14 protein-coding genes are annotated in these 17,400 nt (G+C 56.0%); 7 read left to right on the top strand and 7 right to left on the bottom strand.

Annotated elements, in window-relative coordinates; all coding sequences use genetic code 11:
* Positions 1-58 precede the first annotated feature (58 nt).
* The 3 genes from AC1RSM_RS13530 (at position 59) to AC1RSM_RS13520 (ending at position 2,627) form a co-directional block, all read left to right on the top strand.
* Positions 59-883 (top strand): alpha/beta fold hydrolase, encoded by an 825-nt coding sequence (locus tag AC1RSM_RS13530; RefSeq protein WP_492933071.1) that lies wholly within the window; start codon positions 59-61, stop codon positions 881-883.
* Between the two features lie 81 nt (positions 884-964).
* Positions 965-2,017 carry a 2,5-dihydroxypyridine 5,6-dioxygenase NicX family protein gene (locus AC1RSM_RS13525; protein WP_492933070.1) on the top strand — a complete coding sequence of 351 codons (1,053 nt, stop codon included), beginning with the start codon at positions 965-967 and terminating at the stop codon, positions 2,015-2,017.
* The gene (locus AC1RSM_RS13520; protein WP_492933069.1) at positions 2,004-2,627 is read left to right on the top strand and encodes an N-carbamoylsarcosine amidohydrolase; all 624 of its coding nucleotides are present in this window, start codon (positions 2,004-2,006) and stop codon (positions 2,625-2,627) included. Before AC1RSM_RS13525 ends, AC1RSM_RS13520 begins: the two co-directional genes overlap by 14 nt.
* A 1,386-nt stretch (positions 2,628-4,013) precedes the next feature.
* Here AC1RSM_RS13520 and AC1RSM_RS13515 read toward each other — a convergent pair.
* Positions 4,014-7,301 carry an autotransporter outer membrane beta-barrel domain-containing protein gene (locus AC1RSM_RS13515; protein ID WP_492933068.1) on the bottom strand — a complete coding sequence of 1,096 codons (3,288 nt, stop codon included), beginning with the start codon at positions 7,299-7,301 and terminating at the stop codon, positions 4,014-4,016.
* Positions 7,302-7,693: 392 nt separating this feature from the next.
* Between AC1RSM_RS13515 and AC1RSM_RS13510 the strand changes: the two genes are divergently transcribed.
* On the top strand, positions 7,694-8,296 hold the full coding sequence (locus AC1RSM_RS13510) for a nucleotidyltransferase family protein (protein WP_492933067.1): 603 nt from the start codon (positions 7,694-7,696) through the stop codon (positions 8,294-8,296).
* Positions 8,297-8,303: 7 nt separating this feature from the next.
* Here AC1RSM_RS13510 and AC1RSM_RS13505 read toward each other — a convergent pair whose 3' ends face one another.
* Both AC1RSM_RS13505 and AC1RSM_RS13500 read right to left on the bottom strand, forming a co-directional pair.
* Positions 8,304-9,044 (bottom strand): flagellar brake protein, encoded by a 741-nt coding sequence (locus AC1RSM_RS13505; RefSeq protein ID WP_492933066.1) that lies wholly within the window; start codon positions 9,042-9,044, stop codon positions 8,304-8,306.
* Between the two features lie 100 nt (positions 9,045-9,144).
* On the bottom strand, positions 9,145-10,065 hold the full coding sequence (locus AC1RSM_RS13500) for a delta(1)-pyrroline-2-carboxylate reductase family protein (protein WP_492933065.1): 921 nt from the start codon (positions 10,063-10,065) through the stop codon (positions 9,145-9,147).
* 245 nt (positions 10,066-10,310) lie between these two features.
* Between AC1RSM_RS13500 and AC1RSM_RS13495 the strand changes: the two genes are divergently transcribed.
* Positions 10,311-10,727, top strand: a complete 417-nt coding sequence (locus AC1RSM_RS13495) for a YidB family protein (protein ID WP_492933064.1) — start codon at positions 10,311-10,313, stop codon at positions 10,725-10,727.
* Positions 10,728-10,871: 144 nt separating this feature from the next.
* Here the strand turns inward: AC1RSM_RS13495 and AC1RSM_RS13490 are convergent, their stop codons facing one another.
* Entirely contained in the window at positions 10,872-12,149 is a 1,278-nt protein-coding gene (locus AC1RSM_RS13490; RefSeq protein ID WP_492933063.1) for a bifunctional O-acetylhomoserine aminocarboxypropyltransferase/cysteine synthase, read from the bottom strand.
* Positions 12,150-12,422: 273 nt separating this feature from the next.
* Between AC1RSM_RS13490 and AC1RSM_RS13485 the strand changes: the two genes are divergently transcribed.
* Positions 12,423-15,131 carry an AsmA family protein gene (locus AC1RSM_RS13485; RefSeq protein ID WP_492933062.1) on the top strand — a complete coding sequence of 903 codons (2,709 nt, stop codon included), beginning with the start codon at positions 12,423-12,425 and terminating at the stop codon, positions 15,129-15,131.
* Positions 15,128-15,517 carry an MOSC N-terminal beta barrel domain-containing protein gene (locus AC1RSM_RS13480; RefSeq protein ID WP_492933061.1) on the top strand — a complete coding sequence of 130 codons (390 nt, stop codon included), beginning with the start codon at positions 15,128-15,130 and terminating at the stop codon, positions 15,515-15,517. Before AC1RSM_RS13485 ends, AC1RSM_RS13480 begins: the two co-directional genes overlap by 4 nt.
* 73 nt (positions 15,518-15,590) lie before the next feature.
* On the opposite strand, the gene AC1RSM_RS13475 is transcribed toward AC1RSM_RS13480, so the two are convergent.
* The 3 genes from AC1RSM_RS13475 to rsmD all read right to left on the bottom strand — a co-directional run bounded on the left by AC1RSM_RS13475 (position 15,591) and on the right by rsmD (position 17,090).
* Complete coding sequence (locus AC1RSM_RS13475) at positions 15,591-15,848, bottom strand: YfhL family 4Fe-4S dicluster ferredoxin (protein WP_492933060.1); 258 nt, start codon at positions 15,846-15,848, stop codon at positions 15,591-15,593.
* 85 nt (positions 15,849-15,933) lie between these two features.
* Positions 15,934-16,440 carry a pantetheine-phosphate adenylyltransferase gene (gene coaD, locus AC1RSM_RS13470; protein WP_492933059.1) on the bottom strand — a complete coding sequence of 169 codons (507 nt, stop codon included), beginning with the start codon at positions 16,438-16,440 and terminating at the stop codon, positions 15,934-15,936.
* Positions 16,441-16,460: 20 nt separating this feature from the next.
* Positions 16,461-17,090 carry a 16S rRNA (guanine(966)-N(2))-methyltransferase RsmD gene (gene rsmD, locus AC1RSM_RS13465; protein ID WP_492933058.1) on the bottom strand — a complete coding sequence of 210 codons (630 nt, stop codon included), beginning with the start codon at positions 17,088-17,090 and terminating at the stop codon, positions 16,461-16,463.
* Between the last annotated feature and the right edge of the window lie 310 nt (positions 17,091-17,400).

Here is a 17,400-nt window from a genome sequence, read left to right as displayed (position 1 = left end):
AGCAGCTCTTTTCATGGGTCAGGCCCAGGCCTGACGGTTTCAATCCAAGGACAGATTAATGAGTAACTTTCTTTACGGCGGCCATGTTCATGCCAATGGCATTCGTCAGCATTACCTGCGTTACGGTGGTTCCAGCGACGGCCGCGATCAGCGCCCTGCGGTCATCATCGTGCCAGGCATCACCAGCCCAGCCGTGACTTGGGGTTTTGTAGGCGAGCAGTTCGGTAAGCACTTTGATACTTACATCCAGGATGTGCGTGGCCGTGGTTTAAGCGAAGCGGCTGAAGGCATGGATTACAGCCTGGATGCGCAAGCGGATGACTTGATTGCCTTGGCTCAAGCCCTGGGTTTGAAGGACTACATTGTGGTCGGTCACTCCATGGGTGCGCGCATTGGTTTGCGTGCGGCGCATAAGAACAGCGATGGCTTGAACCGTCTGGTCATGGTGGATCCTCCCGTCTCCGGCCCAGATCGCCGTGCTTACCCGTCCAAGTTGCCGTGGTACGTGGATTCCATGGCGATGGCTCGCAAGGGTTGTACGGCTGAAGACATGCGTGCCTTCTGCCCGACCTGGACCGAAGAGCAACTGCAATTGCGTGCTCAGTGGTTGCACACCTGCCACGAGCCCGCCATCTTGGCCAGCTTTGAAGGTTTCCACACCGACGATATTCACGCCGATTTCCCACACTTGAAGGTCCCTGCTTTGCTGATGACTGCCGAGCGTGGTGATGTGGTGCGCGATGAAGACGTGGCCGAGATCCAGCAACTGGCTTCTGGTGTGCAGCACGTGCGCGTGCCCAACGCCGGTCACATGATTCCTTGGGACAACGAAGCCGGCTTTTACGAGGCTTTCGGTGATTTCCTGGGCCAGCGCCTGGTGTGATGTTGAAAGGGCCACATGGGTGGCCCGTCGTGATGCAGAGGTTCCGCGTCAGTGTCGGAACCTTTCACAAGGAGAGACAAGATGGCAGTAAGTGATTACCAACTTATCGAGGCGTGGCAGGAAGTGCTGCGTCTGTCCAAGCTGGAGGCCGGTCAAACAGTGACCTTGCTGACCAGCTCGACCACGCACCCGCAGACTATGCAGTGTGCACAGATTGCGGCTCAGTCTATGGGTGCGATTGTGAATCGCCTGGACTTGTTGCCGGTCAATGCAGAAAAAGCCTTGAGCCGGGATTCCCTGGCTTACCTAGGTACGACGCCTTTAACGGGTAATGAAGCAGCGATCGCAGCCTTGAAGGCCAGCGATCTGGTGCTGGATTTGATGACCCTGTTGTTCTCGCCCGAGCAGATCGACATTCTGAAGTCCGGCACCAAGATTTTGCTGGCGGTAGAGCCACCCGAGATTCTGGTTCGTACCGTGCCGACTGAAGCAGATCGTGCACGCGTGACGGCTGCGGCTGCGTTGATTAAAGCCGCCAAGGAAATGAGCATCACTTCGGCTGCCGGTACAGATTTGCGTTGCCCGCTGGGTGAATTCCCCGCCATTCGTGAGTACGGTTTTGTGGATGAGCCCGGACGTTGGGACCACTGGCCCAGCGGTTTTGTGCTGACCTGGCCCAATGAGTTGGGTACCAACGGCACCATCGTGATCGACAAGGGCGACATCCTGTTGCCACAGAAGAAGTACTCGACTGAGCAGATCATTCTGACGGTAGAAAACGGCTACGCCACCAAGATTGAAGGCGGTATCGAAGCCGAGTTGTTGGACGAGTACATGAAGTCCTTTAACGACCCCGAAGGCTATGCCATCTCCCACATTGGTTGGGGGCTGCAGCCACGTTGCCACTGGTCCACGCTGGGTTTGTACTCGCGTGAGAACACCATTGGCATGGATGCGCGTGCGTTCGAGGGCAATTTCTTGTTCTCCTTGGGCCCGAACAATGAAGCGGGTGGCAAGCGGACAACGGCCTGCCACATTGATATTCCATTGCGTAATTGCACGGTGAGCCTGGATGGTCGCGCTGTGGTGCGTGATGGCAAAGTACTGGACGGAGGCGTGGGTGAGTACGAATGAAGGGGCGGTTTACGCTCAACAAGGGTTTGGATCGACATTGGAGCCTAAAGCTCCATATGGGCTGCTGATTATTGATCTGGTGAACGGCTTTGCCGACCCGGCAGTGTTTGGTGGCGGCAATATTCCTGAAGCGATCGAGAACACGCAAAAGCTCTTGGCGACGGCGCGTGAGCAAGGCTGGCCGGTGGCGCATACGCGCATCGTGTATGCCGATGATGGCGCTGATAACAATATTTTCAGCATCAAGGTCCCCGGCATGCTGGGGCTGACGGAAGACGCACATAACAGCCATATCGTGCCGGAGCTGGCTCCGGCTGCGGGCGAGTTTGTTGTTCGCAAGAACGTGCCTTCGGCCTTCTTCGGTACGCCTTTGGCGGCGTGGTTGACGCAGCGTGGTGTGCAGACGCTGCTGGTGGCCGGTGCCGTGACCAGTGGTTGCGTGCGCTCTAGCGTGGTCGATGCCATGCAGTTGGGTTTCCGCCCCTTGGTGGTGTCTGATTGCGTGGGGGACCGTGCAATTGGCCCGCATGAGGCGAACTTGTTCGACATGCGTCAGAAGTACGCCACCGTGGCAACGCGTGAAGAGGCGATGAAGCTGATTGGTTTGTAATCAGCCTTTCTGTAAATTGCTTTACAGACAGCTGTGATCGAGTATCGATGGTCTGCCGCTTGGGGGCAGGCTGTCGGACCTGTGCCCCTGGGAGTCGAATGGCTCTCGGGGGCTTTTTTATGCACTGTGGCGCAGCATTGGGGCCTTGGTATAGGGCTTTGCAGCCGCTCAGTTGATCACGTGTTGGCCTCTGGATTCGCGCTCGATGTGTGGGAGGCGCAGGAGGGTTGCTGAATGTGCCGGGTGAGCTTTGCGTGATAGGGGAGACAGTTTTCTTGTGGGGCCCCTGTGCGGCTTGTCTTGGCGGGTCCCTTGCCCACGCTGCGCGTGGGTGCCCTTGTCAGTGCGCCGTTGCGGGCGGGTCGTGAACTCGGAGCGCGGCTGGTCCCCCGGACCAGCCGCAAGCGTGCTCCTCAAACAGCACGCCCCTTGCCTCCCGCCTCGTCACCCTGCCTGCGGCAAGAGCCCTGACTCGCCCGCCAAGCCGCACACGGGCCCCACAAGAAAACAAGTGGCATCGGTGAAAGCTCAAACGGTACTGGAGGTGTGTTGGGGCTTCACAAGAGAGAGGCCCCGATTAATGAGCCTCTATGCTGTTGTTTGATGTGCTGATTATGCGAGTGAGTGAAGCGTTGGCACTTCTCAAACTGCACGTCCTTTGCTTCCCGTATCGTCTCCCTGCCTGCGGCAAGGGGCCTGATTCGTTCGCCAAGTTGTACAGGGGCCCCACAAGAAAACAAGTGGCATCGGTGAAAGCTCAAACAGTACTGAGGTGGTTTTGAGATCTCATGAGAGAGAGGCCCAGATTGATGAGGCTCTGCGCTGTTGTTTGATGTGTTGATTGTGCGAATGGGCGGAGCTTTGGTGCTTCTCAAACAGCGCGTCCCTTGCATCCCGCATCGCCCCCCTGCCTGCGGCAAGGGGCCTGGCTCGTTAGCCAAGTTGTACACGGGCCTCACAAGAAAACAAGTAGCATCGGTGAAAGCTCAAACGGTACTGGGAGTATTTTGGGGTTTCACGAGAGAGATGCCCCGATTAATGAGCCTCTATGCTGTTGTTTGATGTGCTGATTATGTGAGTGAGTGAAGCTTTGGCACTTCTCAAACAGCACGCTCTTTGCTTCCCGTATCGTTCCTCTGCCTGCAGCAAGGGGCCTGGCTCGTTCGCCAAGTTGTACACGGGCCTCGCAAGAAAACAAGTAGCGTCAGTGAAAGCCTAAGCGGAACTGGGATGGGTTTGGGATGTTAGGAGCGTAGGCCCTACAAGAAGATGTGCAGCATTAGTGAGAGTGATAATGTTGTTGGGATGGGGAGGACGCGTTGTGTGTATGCTTCAGCGCCCCCACCCGTTCAAGCAGTCATCCCGTTTCTTGGTAAGTGTCTATTCTTAAAATGCCCAGCGCAGATTTACTTGGCCCTGCAGGGAGGAGTATCCGCCCCCAAATTGTGAGCTTATATCGGTGCCAATCGTCAGGCGCTCACTGCGTTGCCAGGTAAGGCCCGCTCGCAGGCTCATTGTGTCGCGTGGGAGCACGCTATTGCGGGTGTTGAATCTGGTGTCCGTGGAGGCAATCGCGAAGTGTGCTGCTTGAGTCAGGTCGCGGTTCAACCATTCATGATTCCAGCCTATGTCGAAATTCATGCCCAGCTTGCTGCCATCGTTCAGCGGGTGGTTCCAGGATGCCGTCAGGCCAAGGCTGGAGCGCAGGGCATCGACGCGCTTGCTGTCCAGGTGCAGGCGTGTTGCCGCATTGCCCGATTCGTCGATAGAGGGTCGGGACACTGAGGCATAGTTCATGCTGGCGAAGGGGCCTACTGCAAAGGATGGGTTGAGCTGCCACAGGTAGCCTGTGCCTGCATCTAGCGACAGACTGTGCCCTGTCCAGTCAGATGAGTGAGAGGCCTGGTAGTCTCCAATGGCAATCTGCCTGCGCATATCAGCTTGCTCAAGACCCAGGCGCAGCCCGCTGAACGCATACAGACCTTGCGTTGCACCAGGACGGTACTGCAGTTGGGCGGCGACCCCAAATGCGGTTGCTTTGCTCTTGCCCGAATAGGGCGCATCTGGTTTGACTGAGAGCTCTGCAATATCAAGTTGGGCGCCAAACGCGACGTCGGGTGCGGATTCCAGCCCGCGTCCGGCTCCAATGATCAGGCCATAGCTGTGGGCATCGTAGCCCAGCATGGATCCACGAGTGTTTTGATCAGCGCTTGAACCGAATGCCAAGGCGTAGCCCTGCCAATCCGTTCCAGATCCTTGTATTCCTTTGCGGGCTGTTTGCATGATTTCACGCTCATGCATCAGGGAGGCGGCGATCGCGGCACTGTAGCCGGCTGGCGAAACCTGATCCAATGCGTCAGTGATCAGTGAACCGTCTTTGGCCGAGAAATCGAGCTCCTGGAACAGTGCTTGAGCTGGTGCAGCTGCGGTGGACGCCAACTGGAACAAGGCGTTTCCGGCCTCTTGCTGGTTGGTGTCGTGGCCATATTGGCTGTAGGCAGTGTCAGCTCGAGTGGCAGACAGGCGGTAGCGTTCACTGCCCAAATGCACGGCGTCAAACTGCAAGGTGGGTGATACGACGGAGATTTGAGTGTTGTCGAAACTGCCGCTGTGGCTGCTCGCTTGCACGATAGAGTCGGTGTCTACCGACCAGGAGTTTTGATACCAGTCCGCCAAAGGCGTCAGTTTCAGTGTGCCGGCCAGTTCAGCATTGCCGCTGACAGCAAGTATGTCGTGACCGCCTTTGCCATCAAATTCGGCCAAAAGGCGCCCACTTGTTGTTTGCTGGAAGTCCCCATTGACCTTGATACGCCCGACTGAGTTGCCGGGAGCCAGTGTGCCAGCGTTGATCAAAGCCTTGCCGCTGGCCAGATCAAAGCTGGCATTGCCACCTAAGGTTGCGGCTTTGTGAATGGTGGCGCTGTAGACCTGCAAGGTTCCGTCCAACTGACTAGTGCCGCCGTCAAACGACAGGGCCAGATTATCTTTGCCGGTGATGTTGCCGGCGTAGCTCAGGTGAAAGGCGTCATCGGCTTGACTGAGACTGCGGCCCTGGCTGTCGGCCGCCTGACCAAAGGACAGCGTGGTGAGGCGCAGTTGCTGATTCTCGTCACGCTGTGCATAACGCGAAATAATGTCGCCTTCAATCTGTGCGCCTTGCATCAGGTTGATGCGCTGCACGTAGGCGTTGTCAGAAATCAGGATGGCTGCTTCATTGCCCGCAACTCGCCCGCTAATGTCGGCTTGTTGAACCAATGGGCCGTTCAGTTCGGGGAGCAAGTCTTTATCTTGGCCACCAACGGTACGTATATAAGAGCCACGACGCTCGGTACGGTCGCCTAAGGAATTGGTACCAAAATCAAAACGCAGGCCGACTCCTTGAGGGCCGGTAGCCTGGATGTCGCCGCGATGAACCAGCGTGTGTCCCCGACCGTAGGCAAACTGAATGCCTTGTCCGTTCAAGCCATCGGCGTAGATTTTGACGCCTGGGTCGACGATCAGGGTATTGTTTTCGCCATCGACTCGTATCCCTGCGCCACCGGACCCCGCTGCCAGCAGGTCTGCGGCTTGTCGGATCTGGTTATTGCTGCCGTAGATATGCAGGCCCAAGCCTAGCGTGGCCTGGTTGTACTGGCCTGGAAGATACTGGGTACCAGTGGTATTACGCGCAAAGAAACCTTGAGTGTTGACCAACTCAAGGCCATCGCCGTAGATTGAGCGGCCAAAGAAATTGGCCCGGTCAATGGTGTACCCCAGGTCTTGCAGGACTGCCAACTCCGCTTCCATGAAGACTGAATAGTTGCGGTAGTTTTGATGGCTCATGACGCTGTTTCGAAGTTCAATATGGCTCATGTAGTTATCGTCCACGCTGCCATCCTCGCCCAGCATCTTGACTGGCACACCGCGCAGGCCACCAGCAAGGACTTGCTCGATGTTGGGGCCAAGCAGGAAGCCCGTATCCTGGCGCAAATCAAATGCGTCAGGATCGTAGACGTTGTCACAACCGTCGCACACAATGCTCTGACCTGGGCGCGCTGGCTTACCGTTGTCGTCTCTGAGCAGCTGCGTCCAGCTATTCAGGTTGTCGGTGAAATAGGGTTGCGTGTCATTGAGTATGTCCCTGTCTTTTACGCTGCTTGAAATGCCCAGCCCGTGGGCAATTTCGTGGACGGCGGTCAGAAGTACGCTGTCTTTACCGGTAAGGGGCGTTTGCGTAAAGGAGGGGTTCCTTGCATAGTCGTCCTCACCCAGGCCAAAAAGGCCATGCCCTCCCAATGGCAGTGTTCCCTCCGACGGTGTCAGGCCGAGTATGTTTTGCTGCATCTCCGTGAGGGTGCTTTGGCCGTCATTGGCGGTGGGCGAGCCCCCGTAGGCATTTTCTTGCACACTACTCGTGCCAATATTGACGATGGTTGGAGGGTTGTCGCTTTGGGGCTGCAGTATTTCAGCCCAATAGCCCATGCCTTTAAGAATATCTTCTTTGTAAGTCTGATGGCCCTCCCAGCTCCAGGCGGAGGCATTGTCACCGTCAAACAAACCGTCGTTCATATCGAAAAAACGCGCGATAAACACGGTGCGCCCTGATGGATCTTCTACCGTCCTTTCTTCCAGAGCGTGGGCAGATAGCGGGCTAATGATTAGCGCCAGTGCGGCACTCAGTTTTGTGAGTTTCATTATTGAGTAGGCGTTGAATGCGCGGAATGGGATCGGCACTGAAGGGCTCCTGTCGCTTAGGAAGCTATCTGATTAGAGTAATGCGTTCAGTGTTGCGATGGCGGTCTGCATGCACAGGGGAGTTTCCCCAGCTTGTGCGGGAAAATATAGCAGATGAACTCAGGCTGACTCTGGTGGTTTTAAACCCTTTGGTCCCTTTTTAAACGGGCTCTGTACACCGGTTTTTTAGTGAAGGATAGGGGATCGCTTGGTGTGTCCTGTCGATGAGGTTGCTGAGTCGGGGGATTCGGTTTTTTTCCTGGTCTCTTGTTAGGGGCCAGACTTATCCTTTAGCCTAGTAAGTTCAACGGCAGTGAAGCGCCTGCAGGCGTAAGCAATTTAAAGGTGAATAGATGGCAGGGCAGCAGCGGGTATTGGGGGTGACGGGTTTGATTCTGGCTGCAGGCTTGGGCCGGCGCTTTGATCCTTCCGGGCAGCACTTGAAGCTACTGGCCAAAATGCCTGATGGCAAGACGCTGGTGCGGCATGTATGCGAGTCAGCCCTGTTTGTGCTGGAGGACGTGTTGCTCGTCTGCGATGTACACGAACAAGCCTTACGACAAGAGCTGGGTGATTTACCGCTACGGTTTGTGACGGCCTCTGAGGCGGTTCGCGGCATGGGTGTCAGTCTGAAAGCCGGGGTGCGCGCCAGTGAGCCTTTGTATGGTTATGTGGTTTTGCTGGCCGATATGCCATGGGTGAAACCCAGTACCGTGGCGGCAGTGGCTCAGGCAGTGCAGGACGGGGCGGGCATTGTTCGGCCTGTGCTGGAAGGTCAGCCGGGTAATCCGATTGGGTTTGGCCTGCAGTGGCGCGAAGCGCTTTTAGCTCTGCCAGACGAGCAGGGCGCTCGGGGCTTATTACAAGCTAATCAGGAACAAACCCTGTTTGTTCCCTTGGTCGACACGGGGATTGTGCGAGATGTAGACACCCCCGGTGATTTGGAGAAGGCTTGATCTTTCCTTAACCGTGACCGCGTTGCTTGGCGATCAGTTGGCGTTCCAGACGACTGATGTAATGCTGAATCGCCATTTGTGTAGAGGCAGACAGGTCAATAAAGGTACAGCCCAGACGCTGGATCTGTTTGCCGTTGGGCAATTGCTGCGTTTCTTTACGAGCGACCTGCAAAGCCACCACAAATGAACCGGCTTGGGGCAGTTCCAGCAAAGACTCGGTTTTGTGCGTGCCGATGACTTCTGCCAGGCTCTGGGACTCGTCTATCAAAGACAGGCCACCCCCACTAATGTCATGTAGCAAAAAGCTCTTGCTCTCGTTGTTCAATCGCAAGATCACCATGGCCGGTTCGCTGACAGGCACGTTCACGCGAAAGAACTCGCGGCGCTGCAAGCGACGGATGGATTCGGGAATGGGGATTGCCAAGGCCGGTTGGCCTTCATAAGACACCACTTCAGGCGTTGGACCCTGAAATGTCACTTTGATCTTGTCGATGGACGTTTCAAAGTTGGTGTGCTCGGACTGCAGCAGATTGCGCGTCTTTTCTTCTTTGTTGGCGGTGTCGATCACCACCACGTTATTGTCCAGATCAATGTCCAGAATCGTGGTGACAATCCGGTCATTGCCATGGTTGGCTTCCATGTGCAGTAGCAGGCCCCCTTTTTCGATAGCCCGTAAAACACGCAGAATTTCAAATTTGGACTGGATCTGGTAGGGATCGTCCTCGATTGGGGGGAGCGAAGAGGTCATGGAAAGTACGGGAAAAGAATCGGTAAATGTCTGTAAGTGATTGTAGGTGCCAGAGTAGCACTCTGGCCAAGATTTCGATGCTAATTAGTTGACTAAGGGTTTAAGCCTGGTTCATGCACAGTAGGGCGCAACGCGCTGCTGCCAAGTCCCAGGCAGCAGAGCCCACGGATTTGAAAAACAAGGGCTTGTCGCGGGGAGCGGGGGTACGCAGTACTTGGTGGATGCTGTGGACTTGATCCCAGTCCACTTTTGCCTGAATCAGATCACCCGCTTCATGACGGGCAGCCACTACATCATCTGCATACAAGCGGCTATCGAGCAGGGTATGGGCCTCAAATTCGGCCATGTCGGGTTTGAATGCGCCTAAACCGATCAGCAAGCGGTCCAGACGAGCGGCTTCGTGATAAATCGGGCTCAGGCTGGAGGTCAAAGTAATGACGACATCTGCATCTTCGGGTACTTGGGCAGCGGCTTGCACCCGTTCGCCAAAGCGTGGGCTGAACGATGCAGCAGCAGCTTGGGCGCGCTCCAGACTGCGACCTGTCAGGCTGATGCGAGCTTTTGGGTAGAGCGTCAAGATGGCATTGCAGTGAGCAAGAGCCTGCCGTCCGTAGCCCAGCAGCGTGATGTGCTCCGGACCTTGGGGCCAAAGAGCCTGAATGCCCAGCATGGATACTGCGGCTGTGCGGCGCTCCGACACAACAGGGGCATCCATAAGCAGCAAGGGCAAGCCATTATTGGCGTCATAGACGCTGACCAGCCCCTGGATAATGGCCTGATCCTGCTCCGCATTGTCAGGCATGACATTGGCTAGCTTATGCACGCCAATATCACTGGAAACGGCTGGCATGGACAGCATTTGCCCGGACTTCGGATAGTCCAGAACCTGGCGGGTAGGGGCAATGATGGTGCCGGCGGCATACTGTGCGGCGGCCTTACCCAGTTGCGCAACCAATTCCGGATAGGGCAGAAAGCGTGCCGTTTCTTCTGCAGACAATACGGTATACGGGGGCAGAGTCATTCAAGGTCTCCAACAAATCGGTCCCAGTGACGGGACATAGTGTCAGGCTATCGGTGACCCAGTGTAGCGTAGGCAGCGCGGAGGGCAATAGGGCCTTTCCGAGGGCTATTTATGTCACTCTCGCCCTGGATCTTATTGACCCACCTTGACATTTAATCTGCCCCGGTTGGCGAGTGATCGCGGCATAATGAGGCCTGATATCAGCACCTGCTCAAGCGCGGTGCCGTGCTTTGGGGAGAAAAATAATGAGTTTGCTTAATTCTGTCGTGTCAGCTTTGTCGTCCACCGACGAGAAATCCAAGGAACAGGGCGCGTTGCTGCCCGCGCTGATCCAGGTGGTCAGCAGCTATCCCGGCGGTTTGACCGGTCTGATCGAACGTTTTCGTGCCGGTGGTTTTGCGGATGTGGTGTCGTCCTGGATTTCTCAGGGCAGCAATAAAGAGATCGGTCAGCAGGATTTGCTGGGCGTGATGGGCCAGCCCGCGATCCAGAAATTGGTGGACTTGTCTGGTCTGAACCAGCAAAGCGTGCTGGATAACCTGAAGATCATGTTGCCGTCTTTGATCAATCAGGCCAGCCCCAATGGGCAGTTTGATCCCTCGCATATCACCGATGCCAGCAGCTTGCTGGGCGGTTTGACGCAGCTTTTTCGTAAGTCCTGATCATTTGAGCGGGACTTAGTCAGCCAGTCCCCTGCGGACTGAGCCAGATACAAGAAGGCCTGGAATCGGTTTGCACCGGTTCCAGGCCTTTTTTGCGGCTCTTAGGGAAGGGCAGCAGCAGCCATTCCCCCTAGACGCTAGTTCTTAACCGCGTGCAGCCACCAGTGCTTGCTCCAGATCGGCCAGAATGTCGTCGATATGTTCCAGACCGATGGACAGACGCACCATATCTTCGCTGACACCCACTGCAGCCAGCTCTTCGGCGTTGAGCTGACGGTGGGTGGTGCTGGCAGGATGGCAAGCCAAGGATTTGGCATCACCGATATTGACCAGGCGCAGAACCAGATTCAGCGCATCGATAAAGCGGGTGCCGGCCTCAATGCCGCCCTTGATACCAAAGGACAGGATTGCAGCCGGTTTGCCGCCCATGTAGCGCTGGGCCAATGCGTGGTCGGGGTGATCGCTCAGACCCGCGTATTTGACCCAAGACACCTGCGGGTGCTTGTTCAGGTACTCAGCCACTTTCAGGGCGTTTTCTGTATGGCGTTCCATGCGCAGCGGCAAGGTTTCAATCCCTTGCAGGATTTGGAAGGCGCTCATGGGGGACAAGGCTGCACCGGTGTTGCGCAGCGGAGCCACACGGCAGCGGCCAATAAAGGCGGCAGGGCCGAAGGCTTCGGTGTAGACCACGCCGTGGTAGGACGGGTCAGGAGTGTTCAAAATGGCGAAGCGATCTTTGTGCTCGGCCCAAGGGAATTTACCGGAGTCCACGACCATGCCGGCGATAGTGGTGCCATGGCCGCCCATGTATTTGGTCAGCGAATGCACGATAATGTCGGCGCCGTGTTCGATAGGACGGCATAGAGCGGGCGAGGCCACGGTATTGTCTACAATCAGTGGCACGCCATGACGGTGAGCCGCATCGGCCAAGGCACGGATATCAACGATATTGCCAGCAGGGTTGCCGATGGTTTCGCAGAAAACAGCACGGGTGCGATCGTCGATCAGGGCTTCCAGCGCTGCAATGTCGTCAGGCTGGGCAAATTTGACGGTAATGCCCTGACGAGGGAAGGAGTGAGCGAACAGGTTGTACGTCCCGCCATACAGTTTACTGACAGACACAATGTTGTCGCCGGCCTCGGCAATCGTTTGGATAGCATACGTGATGGCCGCCATGCCAGAGGCTACTGCCAAGCCAGCGATCCCGCCTTCCAATGCAGCAACGCGCTCTTCAAGCACGGCATTGGTGGGGTTCATGATACGGGTGTAAATGTTCCCGGCGACTTTCAGGTCAAACAGATCCGCGCCATGCTGCGTGTTGTCGAAAGCGTAGGAAGTGGTCTGATAAATCGGAACAGCAACAGCTTTTGTGGTTGGGTCTGGCTGGTAGCCTGCGTGAATGGCGAGTGTCTCTAGTTTCATGGCTAATTATGGGATTGATGATTAAGCGGCTTATATAAGATAGAGCAAGCATAACCCTTGTTTATAGGGAAAGGCATCTAAGGGCGCAGACTTTAGAACTATGTCTTTATTTCTTCTGGTAATAACGTACTGCTCACCATCCGTGGTTCTGCTTTTTAATTAGCAGGTGGATATTTCTTATTTTCGTTACTTCGTAATGGCCCGACATGGGTTAGCATTTCGTTTCCGGGAAGATGGCGTGTTGCATCCTTCCCCGAGGTCCTAGAGGCTTACATGAAAGTATGGTTTAAGCGGGGTTTATTCAGCCTCGTCGTTTTGGCTATTGTCACAGTGGTTGGCGGGGCAATTTTCCTGCTGACCTTCAATCCCAATTCGTACAAGCAGAAGCTGGCCGATATCGTTCAGCAAAAGTACCAACGTACGCTCAAGATTGACGGTGATATAGAACTTTCTTTATTTCCCCGCATTGGCTTGTCTGTGCAGGGGCTGTCGCTGTCCGACCGTAACTCGGACGATCCCTTCGCTTCCTTGGAAAGCGCCCGCTTTGCGGTGGCCCTGTGGCCTTTGATCAATAACCGTTTGGTGGTGGATCACGTCGCGGTCACAGGCTTTAAGGCCTGGATTGTGCGCGATGAGAAAGGCAAGCTCAATTTCGACGATCTGCTGCAAGCTCCGCCTGCAGGTCCCCAGCCCCTTGCCCGCACTGGCGTGAGCCTATTGCCTGCCGCTCAAGCGGCCGAGGCCCCGACTTCGGAGAAACCGGCTGAGCCCGCACCTGCTCCTGAATCCTTGCCTGTCCCGGAACTGATTGCCAAGCGCTCCGGTAGCGAAACCGATTTCCAGATTGATATTGCCGGTCTGAGCTTGAAGGGTGGCGAGATCCACTATTTCAGCAAACGCAGCAATATGATTGGCCGTTTGTTGCAGCTGGAAGTGAACACCGGCCGCATGACCTTTGGCCAGCCTTTTGATGTGGCCTTCAAAAGCCGCTTGTCCGGGGACTACCCCGTGGCCGATGGCGTTTTGGAAGGGCAGGGGCAACTGAGCCTGGACCCGGCGTCCAAGTCGTATGCCGCTCAAAAACTAAGCTTGAACTTTGTGGGTGATCTGGACCAGCTCAAGGCACAAAGCCTGACACTCAAAGGCAATGTGGCTTACAAGTCCTCTCAACGTCAGTTCAACGCCACGAATCTGGATACACAACTGCAAGGCCAATGGTTGGGTGCTTACCCCGTCAGCGATCTGAGTGCGTCCCTAAGCACGCCCAAAATGCAGATTGATAGCGTGAGCGACCTGGTTTCTTTCGAGAAGCTGGCCTTGCGTATCCGTGGCAAGAATGAAGATCAGAATCTTGATCTGGCATTGGATGTGCCCCGTATCCAGGTCTCGCCTGCCGAGGCCGAAGGTGCGCCTCTGGTCGCCAGTCTTAAAGTAAGCGGCCCCAAAGTGTGGGGCTTGGGCCTGACACTGCAAGGTTTGTCGGGTAACAGCGAGGAGCTTGTGTTTGAGCAGGCCAAGCTGGACGGCGCTGTCAAACAGGGCAGCCGTGTGGCGCAGTTGAAAGCCACCTCGTCGTTGCAATGGCAGCCCTCCAATGAATGGCTGCGTTTCCCTGATATTCAGGCCAATCTCCGCGTTGAAGACGAAGCCGATGCGGGCAGCCGCTTCGAGATGCCGGTAAGCGGGCAAGCCGATCTGAACAAGGGCAAGCAGGAATACAGCGCTCAGTTAAGCAGCAGTACCGAACAGGCCCAAGGTAGCCTGGATGTGACGCTGAAAGATAAGGGCAAAGGGCCTTTGCTGGATGCCGTGCTCAAGGCTGACAAGTTGGACCTGGACGAATTGCGTTCCATTTTCTGGCTGACTGCGCCTGAAGTAGTTACCCCTGCCGAACCGGAGCCGGAAGCCGAGGCCCCAGACGAAGCAGCCGAGGAACAAGCGCCTGCGTCAGAAACGCCTGAACAAGCTGAGCAGCCGCAAGCCGCAAAGGCTCAAGCCGCGCCTGTTGCACAAGAGCAAGTGGAGGACTCGTCGTCCTTTGCCTGGCTGGATGCACTGACGTTTGACCTGCGCTTTGAAATTGAGAAGCTGCGTAGCCTGGGTGTGGTGCTGGAGCAGGTCAAGGCCCAAGTGCAAAATCAGGGCCAGCTGATTAATCTGTCGCAGTTCAATGCACATGCCTACGAAGGACAGCTACAGGCCAAGGCCAAGGTTGAGCCGGGCGAGCGTTTTGAGCTGGGGCTGAAGCTGCAGCAAATGCAGGTGGGTTCGCTCTTGCTGGATGCGTTCGGCAATGATTACCTGGCGGGTAAGGGCAATGTGGACTTGAACCTGAAGGCTCAAGGCGCTACTCAGGAAGAACGACTGAATGCTCTGGACGGTAATTTGACCGTGGACTTGCATGACGGCAGCTGGCGCAGTGTCGATCTGGATCAGAGCGTGCGCGATATCAACGAAGCTGTGCGCAACGCATTTAGCGGACAGATTCCATTGCTGCTGCCCGAGTCCGATCCACAGCGCCGCACGGTTCTGAATCGCTTGCAGGGCACGCTGGATATCAAGAAGGGTCAGGCCAGCTTTCGCAACTTCAAGGCAACCACGCCGATTTTGACAGTAGCAACGGCCAAGGGCTCTAGCCTGGATCTGGTTTCGCAGCGTGCGGATGTGATCTTGCAGGCCCGCCTGATTCAGAACAATCTGGCTCAGGACGAGCGCAAGTCCTTCCAGGATCTGCGCAATGTGCTGATTCCTATTCATATTTCTGGCCCGTGGGCGGATTTGTCCTACCAGATTCAATGGAAAGAAATTGCCAGCAATTCGATTAAAAAAGCGCTGCAAGACGGTTTGCTGGATTTGTTGAGCCAGCAAGCGGCGGACGCCAAGGCCGAGGTCAAATCCGACGTTCAGCAGATCAAGGATGATCTGGGCGCTAAAGTTCCGCAGACGGTAGGCGAAGCCATGAAGCAGTGGTTCAGGCCATGAGCCTTGTCTCCGACATGAGCAACGGTCAGCCCCAAACTGCAGTGACGCTCTTGCAGGGCGGTCCGGCTTTGGCAGATGTCAAGGCAGTGGCCTGCACGGGGCGCTGGGTGCTAGGCAATGAGCAGGGGCAGGTGGTGGCAGCGGGTGCGCTGCCAGCTCTGGCAGAGCTGACGCTGGAGCTGCGTTTTGGTCAGCTGGTACTGCGAGCCCCTGGCATGTTGCGTCTGGATCTGGAGATGAACGTCATCGAGGACGATCCGGACTCTTTCTCGGTCTGGCAGGAACATGGCCAGCCTGTTCAATTGGTCGACGAGGGTGATTTGCCCGCGCAGTGGTTCAGCAGCTACGTGGGGCAGCCACTGCGTTTGCTCAAGCGTTTGCCTTGAATTATTCGCCTTGGGGCTGATTCAGCCAACAAAAAAGCCTGCTCGTAGCAGGCTTTTTTAATCTGTATTCTTATCAGCTGGTAGGTTCGGCTTGCAGACGGTGATAGCGCGCAAGCAGCGTGTCCTGGTCTTCTTTGTGCTGAGGGTGGACCTCGATGCATTCAACCGGGCACACCACTACGCACTGAGGCTCGTCAAAGTGGCCGACGCACTCGGTACACAGGTTGGGATTGATCTCGTAGATCTCGTCACCCATGTAAATAGCCAGGTTAGGGCACTGCGGCTCACAAACGTCGCAGTTAATGCATTCTTCGGTAATGTGCAGTGCCATAGCGCAGTGTCCTGATAAGCGTGGTCCTTGGATTTGACCAGTCGGTCACCCTACAGTGTAGTACGGACCGCCGAGCAGGGCGAGTTCAGGTAGCCGATACGGCTTGCTGGCTGCGCTCTTTGGCCTTGTTCTGTAGCCAGCGCTCTACGGATGGGAACACAAACTTGCCCACATCGCCGCCCAAAATGGCAATCTCGCGCACGATGGTGCCGGAGATGAACTGGTACTGGTCCGATGGGGTCATGAACATGGTCTCGACTTCGGGCAGCAAATGACGGTTCATGCCAGCCATTTGAAATTCGTATTCAAAGTCGGACACGGCGCGCAGGCCACGGACAATAACGCGGCCATTTTGTTCGCGTACAAAGTCTTTGAGCAGGCCGGAAAAACTTTTTACTTCCACATTCGGGTAGTGACTGAGCACTTCGGAGGCGATTTCAACGCGCTCCTCGACGGTGAAAAATGGGCGCTTGTTCTGACTGGAGGCCACACCGACCACGACGTGATCGAAAAGATTGGCGGCTCGCCTGACCAAGTCTTCATGGCCTCGGGTCAGGGGGTCGAAGGTGCCGGGGTAAACAGCTGTGATCATGGTGCATCCGCGTAAGTGGTTCAAGTTGGCAAGTTGGCGTCCGGGGGAAGCGGTGCAGGCGTCCCGGAAAATTCGGCATTATTGACTGTTTTTTGCATCGCAGCAAATCGCAACAAATGATAATGTACCTGCCCTGCCTTATCCTGTCGTAGTATCCCGTATTGATCCGGTGCTTGTATAGGGGTTTCGGACTCAATGTAAATTAAGGCGTCCGGTGCCAGCACATTGGGAAGCAAGGGCCAGATGCGGTCCATCCAGTCACGGGCAAAAGGCGGGTCTACAAAGACCAGATCGTAGCGCATCTGGCTGCGCTCCAGAATATGGAGGGCATCGCCGGCATGAATGCGGACGTGTTCGGCCTTAAGCTTGGTGCGCAGGGCGCGCAGATTGGTAACCGCGGGGGGATGGCGTTCCACCATTTGTACGAAGGCCACGCCCCGAGAGGCCGCTTCAAAGCCCAGGGCGCCACTGCCAGCAAACAGATCCAGCACGTTTTTATCGCTGAACTGCCCGCTCCAGAAGTGGTTTAGCCAGTTAAACAAGGTTTCGCGTACACGATCCGGGGTGGGCCGTAGACCGGGCGCATCGACAACCGAAATCGGTGTGCGGCGGTAATCACCACCTACAATACGGACAGCATGTTTTCTCATTAGCGCTTTGATCGGATAATGTGGTCATTCAACAGAATTTTCTAGTGTAAATCGTATGTTCAGTTTTTTTAAAAGAAAGAAGGCCAAGCCAGAGCCGCAAGCCACTCCTTCGGAGCTGACTGAGCCGCTTTCTCCTGTCCAGCCCGAGCCCCAGGTCGAAGCGCAAGAGCCCAGCAACCCGGTGCGGCCGCCTGCCTCGCCACCTGCGGTGGCCTTGGACGGCCGCGATGGCAGCCAGTCTGAGCATCTTGCCGCCCCTGAGTCTACGCGTACGCCGCAAGAGGTGCCACCGCCTGTACCTGCCAGTGTG

It is taken from the genome of Alcaligenes sp. GW821-FHT11D07, assembly GCF_058808495.1.
This window is presented reverse-complemented; position numbering and strand designations above follow the sequence as displayed.